Below are 13902 nucleotides of genomic sequence, written 5' to 3'. Positions count from 1 at the left end.
TTAGTAATGCACAGCAACCTTGCGGCGCCCTTGTGTTTACGTTGCTGTTACGTATATCTTTATTTAGTAAATTAGCATACTTAATTGCTTGACTCGTTTTTGATTATGACTAAACTACGCGCCGTTTGCCTGACGTGTAACTGCTGTAGCCCTGTATTGCTGGCGTTTTTGCATTGTTAGGTAAGCCGTGTATTTTCTTTATTCTACCCAAGGACAATAAATGGCAAGCGATAATAATTACAGTCTAACCCCGGTACCTATCTCAGCGCGCAAAGGGGTGCTTTCTCTAACAATGGTGATGTTAGGGTTAACCTTTTTTTCAGCGAGTATGTGGACCGGAGGAACGCTCGGCACTGGTCTCTCCTTTAATGATTTTGTTCTTGCAGTTCTTATTGGTAATTTAATTCTCGGTATCTATACTTCCTTTCTTGGTTATATTGGCGCTCAATCCGGTCTTTCGACCCACCTCCTCGCTCGTTACTCTTTCGGTTTAAAAGGTTCCTGGTTACCCTCGCTACTTCTTGGTGGCACTCAAGTTGGTTGGTTTGGTGTTGGCGTGGCAATGTTTGCTATCCCAGTTCAAAAAGCCACTGGCATCGATACTAATCTCCTCATTATCATCTCCGGTCTACTCATGACCTTCACTGTTTACTTCGGCATTGGCGCTATCATGATCTTATCTGCCATTGCTGTGCCTGCTATTGCGCTATTCGGTGGTTTCTCAGTTATTCAAGCAGTAGATACCATGGGCGGCATGCAAGGTCTAATGGCGGTTGAGCCTGAAAATCCAATCGATTTTAATACGGCATTGGTACTGGTTGTCGGCTCCTTTATCTCTGCTGGTACGTTAACGGCTGATTTTGTCCGCTTCGGTAAAAATCCTAAAACTGCCGTATTTGTTACTATGTTTGCTTTCTTCGTGGGTAACTCACTAATGTTTATCTTCGGTGCGGCGGGCGCTGCAGCCACTGGCCAAGCAGATATCTCTGAGGTCATGATAGCTCAGGGCCTATTAATTCCAGCGATTATCATCTTAGGTCTTAATATTTGGACCACCAATGACAATGCGCTTTACGCTTCAGGCTTAGGCTTTTCCAACATTACCGGTTTGCCAAGTAAGTATCTGTCGATTTTTAACGGCGTTATCGGCACCCTGTGTGCACTATGGCTATATAATAACTTCGTTGGTTGGTTAACCTTCCTGTCGGCAGCTATCCCACCGATTGGTGGCATTATTATCGCCGACTACTTACGTAACCGTGAGAAATATAAAGACTTCGCCAATGCTAAGTTTTCAACGGTCAATTGGGCCGCCATTAGCGGTGTCGTGATAGGCGTGCTAGCTGGTCACTTATTACCAGGCATAGTGCCAATTAATGCCGTACTTGCGGGTGCCATCAGCTATTTATTAATAGATGAAGCGCAAAAACGCATTAATAAACAAAAATTAGTTAAATCAGATTGTACAAATGCTACCAATGCATAAGGAAAACTCCATGTCATCAGCAAGTATGTTGATCAAAAATGTGACTCTAAAAGGTCAAGAAGGCCTTCAACAATTGTTGATTGAAGACGGTAAGTTCAAAGTGATTGCTGCTATGACGCAAAGCATCGAACTTCCAAGTGCCGACTCTTTACAAGTGATTGATGGTGAAGGCGGCATGGTTGTGCCACCATTTTGTGAGCCGCATGTTCATTTAGATACCACCCAAACTGCGGGCGAACCGAGCTGGAATATTTCAGGTACCCTGTTTGAAGGTATTGAACGTTGGTCTGAGCGTAAATCGATGCTATCGATTGAAGATGTAAAATCGCGCGCTAAGCAAACCTTAAAGTGGCAGATTGCTAACGGTATTCAACACGTTCGTACTCATGTTGACGTGTCTGATCCGACTCTTATTGCACTTAAAGCCATGCTTGAAGTAAAAGAAGAGATGAAAGACTGGGTAGATATCCAGATTGTGGCTTTCCCACAAGAAGGTATTTTGTCTTACCCGAACGGTAAAGAGCTGCTTGAAGAAGCGGTAAAGCTAGGTGCAGATGTCATTGGCGCCATTCCGCACTTTGAATTTACCCGTGAATACGGTGTAGAGTCGCTACATTATGTGTTTGAACTTGCGCGTAAGTATGACCGATTAATCGATGTTCACTGTGATGAAATTGATGACGAGCAGTCACGCTTTGTTGAAACCGTGGCTGCCCTTGCCCACAAATATGAAATGGGCGAGCGCGTAACCGCAAGCCACACAACAGCAATGCATTCATACAATGGCGCGTATGCCTCGCGTTTATTCCGTTTGCTTAGTATGTCAGGTATTAACTTTGTAGCTAACCCACTGGTTAACATCCATCTGCAAGGCCGCTTCGATGACTATCCAAAGCGCCGCGGTATTACCCGCGTAAAAGAGATGCTTGCTGCTGACATTAACGTCTGTTTTGGTCACGACGATATTTTCGACCCTTGGTATCCACTGGGTACGGCTAACATGCTGCAAGTGTTGCACATGGGCTTACATGTTTGCCAAATCATGGGTTACGATCAAATCAACAACTCGCTTGAGCTGATCACTAACAAGTCTGCTCGCACCCTTAATATCCAAGATAACTACGGTATCGAATTGGGTAAGCCGGGTAACTTGCTGATCTTACCTGCAGATAATGGCTTTGATGCGCTGCGTCGTCAGGTGCCTGTCCGTTATTCAGTTCGCCAAGGTAAGGTGTTAGCCGAGACGCAAATTGCACAAACCCAAATTCATCTTAACGAAGTCGAAGCTGTGACTTTCCGTCGTTAGGCGATACGTTAATGCAGTGTGATAAAAACGGTTAAGTGATGTTCACTTAGCCGTTTTTTTATTTGTTGCTTTCAACAGAACACATGTCCGTTACGCATATTTATGTATGAGTTATGCAAAAATAAAAATATAACGCCGGGGAAATTTGAGACTTTTATTCAAAATCAAGCATAAGTAACGCCAAGGCAAAAACCGTGCAACCTCATTGAATAACCGTTTTAGCGCTAAAAGCCCCCATTAAACTTAGCTACTTTATCTTGGTATCACTTTTACTCACGACAAAATTTTATTTTATTGTCTTGCTGTGAGAGAATCCGCGCCCTATCAAATTAGCCTGAAAACGTAACACTGCAGTGATTAAAAAAGACAGAAACTTTGACGACTTAGCCCATAAGTTTGCCGCCAGTATTTATGGCACCGCAAAGGGTGAAATTAGACAAACAGTAGTTTGGCAAGATATTGAGCAAATTTTACTAGCGTTAGGTGTGCCCGTTGGCAACATTGAGCAATCTAGTACTCTATCTGTATTAGATGGCGGTGGCGGGCTGGCGCAGCTGTCACAGAAAATTGCAGCGTTAGGCCACAATGTTAGCCTGTGCGATCTTTCCAGCGAGATGCTGGCACTCGCTAAGCAAGATATCACTGAAAATCAATTAATCGATAACTACCGTTTTATTCATTGCCCTGTGCAGCAGGTTGCTGAGCATCTTTCTGCACCTGTCGATTTAATCTTGTTTCATGCGGTGATGGAATGGCTTGCCGACCCTATTGGCGCATTAGCTACATTAACTGAGCAAGTTAAAGTTGGCGGGATCATTTCGGTGATGTTCTACAACTACAACGGTCTTTTGTTTAAAAACCTTATTTGTGGCAACTTGAATCATATTGAACAAGGCATGCCGCACCGTAAGCGTTTTAAGCTACAACCACAACAAGGGATCGCGCCAGAATCTGTATATCAGTGTTTAGAGCAAGCAGGTTTTGAGATCTTGGGCAAAACGGGTGTTAGGACTTTCCATGATTACATGCAAAATCATGATATGGGCGATTTTACCTTTGAGCAGATTGTCGCGATGGAGCAAAAACTGTGTCGTCAGGAGCCGTTTTTGTCGTTAGGGCGATACATTCACGTTTATGCTCGAAAAAAGCCGTAATGGCTTCAATTTTGTGAGCTAAGCCACTCTTTTTAGCGTAAATATTAGCCGATTTAATCTGAAGTTAACCTTGGCTTGCTATGCTCTATTTTGTTAACCATGCAGGCTAAAGAGATTAATGGTTCAAGTCTCAATGCTGGTATTACAAAATGATGATTTGAAAGAGGTAGCTTTTCTTAATCTACATTGAAGTAGTAACTGATAGTTAAGGGTGGTTGACGTTAAATACGCTAGTTTAAAGGGTAACGACTGCTTTAGCAGTACCGGCTCAACATGGCCCTAGTGACTAGCTAGTGATAGTGATTTACTACGGAGTAACTGTATGATGCTAGATACCCTGTTAGTGTTTAAGTGGCTTGGATTAGTTGTATTTTATATTGCGTTAGTTCGGCTTTGTTATACCAATTAATGCATGTCTTCAAACTGAGATAGATGCTGCTAAATGGCTGACCATTTACTTTAGTTTACCTGAAGGCAGTTAAGAGAGGTTTGAGAGTCAAATAAACCGTTAAACAAAGGTTGTCGTTGACTCTCTATACGCTATCACTAAAAACTAGCCTTCAAGTGCAGCTAGCTCAGCACGCACTGCTTCTACTACTGCTTTAGGCTCAGATAGATAGAGTGAGTGGTCAATAAAGATGGCTTCATCACCTTGGGTCATGACTAGTACTGGGAACGCAGCAGTTCCAATCGCCTCGCCAATTTCAGCAATACCCGCTAATACACTTTCCGCTTCGTGGCTGATCGCATCCTTAAAGACTTTGTTCGACGGTGACAACTTATATTGATTGATGAGCTTGTCGAAGTCTTCACGAGTGTTAAATGGGTTTGCTTCAACAAAATGTTGCTGCTGAATCATTTGCAGTAACTCAAATTCTTTATCAGCCTGTTTAGATTGCGCCCAAGACATAAAGTTTGCCACTTTAATTGAGTTAGCTTTATGATTGGCTTGCTTGAAAGCATCTGAGAACTCTACTGAACTAAGTGCACTAACCTGCTCTATTTGCTTAGGCTTTGGCGCATTCTTACCATTGAAATAGGCACAATGTAGCAAGTGAGTTTCTGAATAGTCGAAAGCTTGCAGGAGTTCTGCAACCACTGGTGTGGTTGCGTAGCTCCACGGGCAGTGTGAATCATAGATAAAATAAAGCGTTAAAGGTTCATTATGTGTGTCTATCTGATTGACTGGCATTGACTGTTATCTTGTTGATATTTTCGTTGGCCAGATCCTAAGGGCTTTAGGGATTTTATTCAAATAGCAATTTAACAATAAAGCCCATATTTAGCGCAAAAAGTCATAAAAAAAGGAAGCCATTTACACTGGCTTCCTGTTAATGATGAACTTTTGTCTTTTAGGCTAATTAAGCGGCCTCTGGCTCATCACTCGATGCGTTTGTTACGCCATGCCATTGATAATGATTATTTGGTTTTTTACTGACTACGCCAGCGGCGAACATTTTTGCAAAAATCTCATCAACTTCTTCAGTTGTAATATTAAGATATTGACTTACTGCACGCTTGGTACAGTTCACACGCTTCTCTGTAAGAACATCAATAACTTGCTCATACATACTTTTGGGCTCAGCTTCTGGTAACTGCTTAGGCTCAAAGTGTGGAATATACTCCGAATGCTCACTGTGTATACGACGGTATGCATCCAATGTAATGGGCTCCAACTGTTGCGATTGCTGCTTGAAACGCTGTCTAAATCGATTTTCTTCACCGATTAAACCAACAAAGAAAGCGGCAAAAAAGTCTAGAAGAATCGATAAAAATACCACTAAACCTAATTGGGCTGTTTCCGCTTTGATGTTAAGTGACTGCGCTAAACTGTCAATCAAGCCAACGATAGAACCTTGGCTAACAACAGGTACACTATCACGCTGCATCGCTAACTTCTGTTGTTGCTCACGCAATATATTGTTTTCTTTTTGAATGCGAGTTACGCCAGTAGCAATACGTTCCATTTGAATGTACTTTTCTGCGGCAACGTTATTTAGCTCAATCTGCTTGTCGATCGCAGCAATTTGCATGTTAAAGGCGTTTACCTTGCTATGCTGTACTTGAACATGCTCTTGGGCTTTGTTGGTGGCACTATTAATGCCACCAATCGAGCCGCCGATAGAAATAGCCGCTAATACCGCATAAAAGCCTAGCGCCGAAAACATACCAAAGAAGTTTTTACGTGAATAACGCTCGCCTACTTCATACCAAGCAAAGAATTTGCCCAGTTCAAAAATAACCGCTAATCCACCAAACAATAACTGCATGACAGGGTCGTCATCAATCGATAGAAATAGTAATAATGAAAAGATGATTGAGGCTAAAATAGACGCGCCCGTGAAGCTGTATACGCTCCACATAGCAAACCTACCTTTTGGAAAACGTTCAGCGATATTTTGATTGTAAAACATAGTGGACTTCTAAGTGAAAACAGGTGGTATTCCGAGTAGTAATTACTTGAGAACAAGAACATTTAGCTTACACTAAACCAGACTAATACTCTTTAAAAAAACCTATAAGCAGGATCTTATGCGTATAAATTGCGCATGAATTGTATTAATGCTAAACAATTCTGCGTTAATGCTATATTTATCGCACCTTAGCGACATTTTGCCTGAGTTGGGTTTGAGACTTAGGCGGTTTTTATTTCTATATGTATTCAAAAATGTATTCAAAAAACTAATCTATACCAAGACAGAAGTTAAGCGAGTGCTTAGCAAGCTATAGGATCGATATCATAGTTTAGAAAAATACATTTCACTGACATAGATATCCAGTCGCTCAGCTTTTACAATGACACTGCATTTTCTGTCCAGAAATCCCCGCTTATCTCTGCACGTTATCGTTGGCATCAATAACGAGTTACATACTAGGAAAACCATGAGAAAACTTGAATTACTCGCACCAGGTGGTGACATTGAGTCAATTAAGGCCGCTATTGTGGCAGGCGCTGACGCTGTTTATTGTGGCTTAAACAGTTTTAATGCCCGTACGCGTGCAGAAAATTTAAGTTTTGACGATTTACATGGATTACTGCGTATTGCCCATAGTCATAATTGCCAACTGTTCTTAACGCTGAATATTATTGTATTAGAACAAGAACTACCTGCACTGCTTAAACTGTTAAACCAATTGGTTAATACCGCTATTGATGGCGTGATAGTTCAAGATCTTGGTCTTTTCTATTTGTTAAAACATCACTATCCGACTCTCGACATTCATGCTTCCACGCAGGTGACAACCCATAATACTGCTCAGTTGCAGTTTTTAGGTGATCTTGGCGCGTCGCGCGCTAATTTATCGCGTGAATTAAGCCTTAATGAAATCAAACAGATGTCAGACAAAGCCCATGCAATAAACATGATGACTGAAGTGTTTGTGCACGGCTCAAACTGTATTGGTTTCTCTGGCCTTTGCTATTTCAGCTCAGCCCACGGAGGCAACTCAGGTAATCGTGGCCGCTGCAGCCAGCCTTGCCGTGACCAATACCAAACGACAGATGTGGGCGCTCAGTACCCTTTAAATCTCAAAGATAACTCAGCCTTTGCCGATCTTGATGCTCTTTACGCTGCAGGCGCAGACTCGTTAAAAGTCGAAGGCAGAATTAAGAAGTCGCATTATGTTTTTCGGGTAATCGAAACTTGGCGTAAACAGATAAGTCGTCTTGAGCAAAACTTAACAACAAGCTTGGATAAAACCCCTTTATATACTGTGTTTAATCGCGACTTTTCAAATGGCTACCTGCAAGGCGCTATCGGTAAAAGCATGTATATCGATAATCCTCGAGATAATGCGGTACAGCATTTTAGCCACATAGCATCACTAAAGCCGTTAGCGAATGAGAGCATCACAGTTGCCAAAGCACTTTATGACGAGAAAACCCAAATTATTACAACTGTTGGCGATAAAATTGCTAAATTGAGTTTAGATAAGCCTGTTATTAGCTTGTTTATTGCTGGCAATGCAAATCAGCCATTAACCATAAAAGTATTAGTTAATGAACATCAGTATCATCAGTTAACACCGGCTCAAAATCGTGAGTTTTCGGTAAGTTCGACATCATGTTTAACTGAGTCAGATAAGTATGGCTTAACCCATGAGGAGCTAGCTAAGCGCTTTCAAAGCTTTAGTAATGCTGAGTATCAGCTGGGCCATATTTGCTTTGAAAATCTAGGCCAAGATCTGTTTGTACCTTTTAAAGACCTAACAGAGATGAAACGCCAGGTAGTTCTCGGCTTAAACCAAGGTCGACAAGCCGTTGAGCCAATAACCTTACAAGATGTTCGTAGTCAGCTAACGCTAATTGATGCACGTACGGCGGAAACTTCAAACCAATTCAACGCTAAGCCATTAGAGCAAGTTAACCAAAGCACTGCGCTTTCGGTACTAATTGCCAATCGCCGTGATTTAGCCCTATATAAACAGCTAAAACAGCAATGCTTAGAACAAGCTTCAAGTTCTGAAATAACGGCATACTATCTTGTGCCGGATGCTATTACAGCTGAGCAAGACAAACTTGCATGGTTGTTCACAGAGGAGCCTGATCTTATTCCTTGGTTTGGCGCAGTGATAATGGAAAATGACTTAGCAGCCGCGAAAACGCTATTAAAGCAGATTAAGCCTAAGCGCATCGTCACCAATAATAGCGGCGTTGGCGTTATTGCCAATGAACTAAGCATTGCTTGGATTGCCGGTCCTTATTTAAATATCAGTAATTCGATAAGCTTATATTGCTTGCAGCAACAGGGCTGTAGCGGCGCATTTTTATCGAATGAGCTTAATAAAAACCAGCTAAAGTCGATAAAGGCGCTGCATAATTTCAGTCTGCATTACAGTGTTTATCACCCAATCATGTTGATGAGCAGCCGCCAGTGCCTATTTATACAGTCCTCTGGTTGCGATAAATCTGTAATGGACGACGAATGCTTAACTGTGTGTAAAAAGTCGACATCAATTACAAACGTAAAAGGCGTTGATTTTGTTATTGATAAGAAACGTCGTGAGCATAATGCGCTTTATGGCAATCAGCATTTTTATAACCCTGCTATATTGACCGAACTTAGCGGCAAGTTTGACTCAGTACTATTTGATTTGCGTTCAATTGATACCGTTAGTCGCTGGAAAACAAGCGCATTGGCTGCGCTTATACAAGTTAATGAGCAACTTAACGGCGATCTAGCTAGTGATCTAGCAGAATTAATTACTGATACAACCCATGCTCAATACCTAAAAGGACTTTAACAAAAGGACTTTAACTTTATTGGGGATCTCAATAGCTAATTTATCTCGGTAATGTACCTCCTTAAGTTAGCTATTTTCTGATTATTAAAGAATGCTGAGCAAATTTAACCTCGAGCTTAAATGGTAAACTCAACACCTCAAGCTTTACTGAACGCTTTTACAGTCACTCCTCTACATAACCTCAAACTTCTCGATATCCAGCTCGGCAATTATCTAGGCCAGATATCTAGACCAGCTATCTAGGCTAATCAGCCATCTTTTTGTATTTGAAAGATTAAGCCGTTTGCTAAATCAGCGTTCTAAATGCGTTTGCAGCCAACCTTTGAAACTTACTTGTATAAATTCCGAGCAAGCTTAGTTTAATAACGATGCAAACTTAGCTTAATGACAATGAAATAGGCCTTTCGATTAATTTATCGGCAGTTAAGTGCTTTAATTGTTTAAATATTCCCCTTTTAGAAAAAAAATAGCGAAATCTTGCAGGTAACTGGTATAGAGTAAAATTATTGACAGTCATCAGGAGGATGCATTATGCCAATTAAACCTCTCAACAGCACCAAGCTGTACCGCGCATCAGCGCTTAAAAAACTATCTTCAGACTGTAAGTCAACTAAACACTTAGAACCGTTAGATGAAATCGTCGGTCAGGCTAGAGCGCAACAAGCGGTAGAGTTTGCCCTATCAATGAAAGAAAAAGGCTACAACATCTATGCCTTAGGCCGTAATGGCCTTGGAAAGCGCACTATGGTGCTGCGCCATCTAAATCGACAAGCGCCTAATGCTAATGGCCGCACGCTTTATGACTGGTGTTATGTAGTTAATTTTGATGATACCCGTAGCCCCAAAGTGCTTAAGCTACCAGCTGGTATGGGATTAACCTTTAAAAAAGATATTGAAAAACTAATGGGCAAACTGCTTAAGTCGCTGCCATTAGCGTTCGATAACGAAATGTATTATACCCGCGCCGATAAGCTTAAGAACCAGCTTGCTGCTAAGCAAGAAGAAGCATTAGTGTTGCTCACCGAAGAAGCTAAGCAAGATTGCATCGGCCTTTCCATCTCGCCACAAGGCAGTTATGAGCTCGTCGCCATGAATGGTGAAGAGCCGCACAGTGAAGAAAGCTACCTTGCATTATCTGCCAAAGAGCAAGATAAGATGCAGGCATCGATTTCTAAATTTGAGGCACAGCTTAGAGGCATAGTACGCCAAATTACGGTTTGGGAAGAAGAGTATGCTGAAAAGCAACAAAAGCATGATGAGCAAGTCGCAGACGGCGTGCTGGCGCATGTGCTTGACGCGCTAGTTGAACAATACAAAGAACATCCCAATGTTAAGGCGTACATTAAAGCCATGCATAAGGACATTCTGGATAACCTCGACATCTTTTTAGAAGAAAGTGAGGAGCAAGCTGCCCTTGCCTACGCTTCGATGAGTAAAAAGATGCCAAGACGTTATCAGATTAATGTCTTGGTTTCTCAAGCATCGCAAATGCAGCCAATCATTGTTGAAGAAACACCTAACTACCACACCATTTTCGGCTATGTTGAAAACGCCACTTATAAGGGCACTGTATTTACCGATTTTTCACTGATCCGCCCAGGTAGCTTACACAAAGCTAATGGTGGTGTATTAATGATTGATGCGGTTAAAGTGCTTGAGCATCCTTATGTATGGGATGGTTTAAAACGTGCGCTGCGCTCACGTAAATTAAGCCTGACTTCACTTGAGCGTGAAGTGACGCTTTCAGGGACAATTTCGCTCGATCCTGAAGCGATTCCACTGGATGTAAAAATCATTTTGTTTGGTGACTTTGCCACTTATAAGTTGCTGCAACAGTACGACGCTGAGTTTACTGAGCTATTTAGAGTAACCGCCGATTTTGAAGATAGAATGCCAAGAACGGATAAATCTGAAACGCAATATGCCCAGTTTATCTCGAGCATCGTTCACAGCAATAAAATGCTGCATTGCGACAGAAAAGCGATAGCAAGGGTGATTGAGTTCAGTTCAAGACAGGCTGACGACCAGAATATGTTGTCGTTGCACTCAGTTGATATTGCTAACTTGCTTAGAGAGGCCAACTACTGCGCCCAAGCGGTGAATGCCAATATGATCCGTGTTAGCCATGTTGAACAAGCGTTGGCGAACAAAGAAAAGCGTATTTGCCGTGCTAAAGACGACTTTATGCAAAGCTTCGTTAACGGTACAACCTTAATGAGTACTGCTGGCACCACAGTTGGCCAGGTTAACGCGCTCTCTGTTATGTCGACAACAGATTATCAATTTGGCGCACCAAGTCGGATCACTGCCACAACCGCATTTGGCGAAGGCCGCGTATTTGATATTGAACGTAATGTCGAGCTTAGTGGTAGCATTCACTCTAAAGGTGTGATGATCCTAACCGCTTATATTGCATCTATTTTGGGTAAAACGGATAAAATCCCATTGTCTACTCACCTCACCTTTGAGCAATCTTATGGTGGTGTGGACGGTGATAGCGCCACGATGGCAGAACTTTGTGCCATGCTGTCGTCATTTGCCAATGTCGGTTTAAGACAAGATATTGCGATTACCGGCTCAATGAATCAATTTGGTGAAGCGCAACCAATTGGTGGCGTTAACGAGAAAATCGAAGGCTTCTTTGATGTGTGTAAAATCAAAGGTCGTAAAGATACTCAAGGCGTCATCATTCCGCAATCAAACGTACATAACTTGATGTTACGTAAAGATATTGTGGAAGCGGTTGAAAAAGGAAAGTTCCATATCTGGGCCATTAGCCATGTAGATCAAGCAATCGAACTGCTTACCGATACTAAAGTGGGTAATGTTAATGCTAAGGGGCAATACCCTAAAACCAGTATTCTTGGTTTGGCATATGCAAGGCTCAATAGTTTACGAAAGCAAGACAGTAAAGACTAGCGCTTTGATTACGTGTTAACGCAGTAAACAAAAAGGCCGAACATGCGTTCGGCCTTTTTAATATGTGTTGTTTGCTTAATTAAGCGAAAACATCTTGTAGTGGTGGTACTACTTGCTTCTTACGGCTTAATACACCATCTAACCAAACTTTGTTGTTTTCTGACTTGCAGTTATAAGCAGATTCAATTTTTTGCAGGTCGTCACTGACGATTAGCATTTCTGAACCTTCTTTCATGATATCAGTCAGTAACAATAGTACGCTGTGACGGTTGCCTTCGGCTTTAAGTGCTGCGATATCAGCTTCTAGTTCAGCTTTAATATCGTCAAACACTGATAAATCGATAACTTCTAGCTGACCGATCCCGACAAGGTTACCGTTCATGTTGAAGTCTTTAAAGTCACGCATAACAAGATCACGTGCTGGTGTACCTTCAACTGCAGATTTTACTTTGAACATATCCATGCCCAACTCTTTGAAATCTGTAACGCCAGCGATTTCAGCTAGTGCTTCTACACACTTAATGTCAGCGGTAGTGCAAGTTGGTGACTTGAAGATAACCGTGTCGCTTAAAATAGCGCAAAGCATAATGCCTGCGATATTTTTTGGGATCTCAACATTGTAGAAATCGTACATCATCTTAATGACGGTGTTACTACAACCTACTGGGCGGATCCAGCACTCTAGTGGTGTTGAAGTTGTTAAGTCACCCAGTTTATGGTGATCAACAATACCAACAATCGTCGCTTCAGCGATGTCATCCGGTGCTTGAGTTAGCTCTGAGTGGTCAACGATATACACTTCTTCGCCAGCATAGCTAAGCTTAAGCTCAGGTGCGTCAAAACCAAATTTTTCTAGAATGAAAGCCGTTTCTGGTGAAATATCACCTAAACGCGTAGCAACTGACTCTTCACCGATCTGGTTTTTTAGGTGTGCAAGTGCGATAGCACCACAAATTGAATCTGAATCTGGGATTTTGTGGCCCACAACATAAACTGGCATAGTAAAGCTCTCCTTTAATTTGCGCCGATTTTAACAAAGTTTTAGCTGATGCGGAAATACCAAAACGTCTAAGATATCTCGCTAAGGCAATAAATTTAGCCTTATATGACAAAGTGGCAGCCGTTTCTTCGCCAGAAACCTAAAAAAGTGTATTACAGCACTGACTATTTAGACAGATTTGCTAAAAGTTGGTTCTGCAAAATATGTCCACCAGCTATAGCCGTAACTGGTAACGTTAAATCACAGAACGGCTAATTTTTGGCTTAAAAAAGGCGATAAATACCGACTTAAGTACCACTTGAACGGTTTTTATAGTATAAGCTTGCCTAAATTTATGTTTATCTACACTGAGCACCATAGCGATGTCTGACAAATTCTTTTTTAAAGGCCGTAAAACGCCAAAGCCTAAGCACGAAAGCTATGGTTACAATACAAAGCGTGAAATAAAAGTGGGCACGACTGAAAACCCGCTACAACTTGTTGTGCAAACAGCAGAAAGAGAAGCTGAAGTGAACCAGTTACTTGCTGATAACCAGCTGGTGGGCGTGATCACTGTTGATGCTGACCAAGCTGAAAACATCGTGTTACTTGAAGGTTTATTAAATAAGCCTCAAACTACTCGATTTGAAAAAACACCAAACCGTAACGACCCATGTGTTTGCGGAAGCGGTAACAAATATAAAAAGTGCTGCGGATAAATTCGTGTTTTAACGCAAAACTTATCAGCCCTAACTGAGTCATCGAAGTTAGGGCTTTTTTATTTGGGCGCCTTTAATAATGGTTGCCCTTTTAC

Annotated in this window: 9 protein-coding genes; 6 read left to right on the top strand and 3 right to left on the bottom strand. The window is 41.8% G+C overall.

The window, feature by feature from the left end; all coding sequences use genetic code 11:
- Positions 1 to 220: 220 nt before the first annotated feature.
- The 3 genes from codB (at position 221) to cmoM (ending at position 3946) form a co-directional block, all read left to right on the top strand.
- A complete protein-coding gene (codB, locus tag AB4298_RS12420; RefSeq protein ID WP_371986944.1) occupies positions 221 to 1486 on the top strand; it encodes a cytosine permease in 1266 nt (421 codons plus the stop codon).
- A gap of 10 nt (positions 1487 to 1496) precedes the next feature.
- Entirely contained in the window at positions 1497 to 2792 is a 1296-nt protein-coding gene (locus AB4298_RS12415; protein ID WP_371986943.1) for a cytosine deaminase, read from the top strand.
- Between the two features lie 353 nt (positions 2793 to 3145).
- The gene (gene cmoM, locus AB4298_RS12410; RefSeq protein WP_371986942.1) at positions 3146 to 3946 is read left to right on the top strand and encodes a tRNA uridine 5-oxyacetic acid(34) methyltransferase CmoM; all 801 of its coding nucleotides are present in this window, start codon (positions 3146 to 3148) and stop codon (positions 3944 to 3946) included.
- Positions 3947 to 4499: 553 nt separating this feature from the next.
- Here the strand turns inward: cmoM and AB4298_RS12405 are convergent.
- Together AB4298_RS12405 and AB4298_RS12400 are read right to left on the bottom strand one after the other, a co-directional pair.
- The gene (locus AB4298_RS12405) at positions 4500 to 5138 is read right to left on the bottom strand and encodes a protein-disulfide isomerase (RefSeq protein ID WP_371986941.1); all 639 of its coding nucleotides are present in this window, start codon (positions 5136 to 5138) and stop codon (positions 4500 to 4502) included.
- Positions 5139 to 5307: 169 nt separating this feature from the next.
- On the bottom strand, positions 5308 to 6360 hold the full coding sequence (locus AB4298_RS12400; RefSeq protein WP_371986939.1) for a Preprotein translocase subunit SecY: 1053 nt from the start codon (positions 6358 to 6360) through the stop codon (positions 5308 to 5310).
- Positions 6361 to 6829: 469 nt separating this feature from the next.
- Here AB4298_RS12400 and AB4298_RS12395 point away from each other — a divergent pair, with 469 nt between their 5' ends.
- Positions 6830 to 9190, top strand: coding sequence for a peptidase U32 family protein (locus AB4298_RS12395; protein WP_371986938.1), 2361 nt, complete (start codon positions 6830 to 6832; stop codon positions 9188 to 9190).
- A gap of 531 nt (positions 9191 to 9721) precedes the next feature.
- Positions 9722 to 12109, top strand: coding sequence for an AAA family ATPase (locus AB4298_RS12390; RefSeq protein ID WP_371986937.1), 2388 nt, complete (start codon positions 9722 to 9724; stop codon positions 12107 to 12109).
- A gap of 79 nt (positions 12110 to 12188) precedes the next feature.
- On the opposite strand, the gene AB4298_RS12385 is transcribed toward AB4298_RS12390, so the two are convergent.
- Positions 12189 to 13109: a manganese-dependent inorganic pyrophosphatase gene (locus AB4298_RS12385; RefSeq protein WP_371986936.1), complete on the bottom strand. Its 921-nt coding sequence runs from the start codon at positions 13107 to 13109 to the stop codon at positions 12189 to 12191.
- A gap of 362 nt (positions 13110 to 13471) precedes the next feature.
- Between AB4298_RS12385 and AB4298_RS12380 the strand changes: the two genes are divergently transcribed.
- Positions 13472 to 13807, top strand: a complete 336-nt coding sequence (locus AB4298_RS12380) for a PBPRA1643 family SWIM/SEC-C metal-binding motif protein (RefSeq protein WP_248997134.1) — start codon at positions 13472 to 13474, stop codon at positions 13805 to 13807.
- Positions 13808 to 13902: the final 95 nt, after the last annotated feature.

The organism is Shewanella sp. 10N.261.52.F9, assembly GCF_041471165.1.
GTDB lineage: Bacteria > Pseudomonadota > Gammaproteobacteria > Enterobacterales > Shewanellaceae > Shewanella > Shewanella marinintestina.
The sequence above is the reverse complement of the archived record's forward strand: the minus strand, read 5'-3'. Positions and strand labels throughout refer to the sequence as shown.

What these genes read in the sequence shown, in the direction of transcription:
- AB4298_RS12400 (WP_371986939.1), bottom strand. Translation starts at nt 6,360, where the DNA reads ATGTTTTACAATCAAAATATCGCTGAACGTTTTCCAAAAGGTAGGTTT.
- AB4298_RS12390 (WP_371986937.1), top strand. Translation starts at nt 9,722, where the DNA reads ATGCCAATTAAACCTCTCAACAGCACCAAGCTGTACCGCGCATCAGCG.
- codB (WP_371986944.1), top strand. Translation starts at nt 221, where the DNA reads ATGGCAAGCGATAATAATTACAGTCTAACCCCGGTACCTATCTCAGCG.
- AB4298_RS12395 (WP_371986938.1), top strand. Translation starts at nt 6,830, where the DNA reads ATGAGAAAACTTGAATTACTCGCACCAGGTGGTGACATTGAGTCAATT.
- AB4298_RS12385 (WP_371986936.1), bottom strand. Translation starts at nt 13,109, where the DNA reads ATGCCAGTTTATGTTGTGGGCCACAAAATCCCAGATTCAGATTCAATT.
- AB4298_RS12415 (WP_371986943.1), top strand. Translation starts at nt 1,497, where the DNA reads ATGTCATCAGCAAGTATGTTGATCAAAAATGTGACTCTAAAAGGTCAA.
- AB4298_RS12380 (WP_248997134.1), top strand. Translation starts at nt 13,472, where the DNA reads ATGTCTGACAAATTCTTTTTTAAAGGCCGTAAAACGCCAAAGCCTAAG.
- AB4298_RS12405 (WP_371986941.1), bottom strand. Translation starts at nt 5,138, where the DNA reads ATGCCAGTCAATCAGATAGACACACATAATGAACCTTTAACGCTTTAT.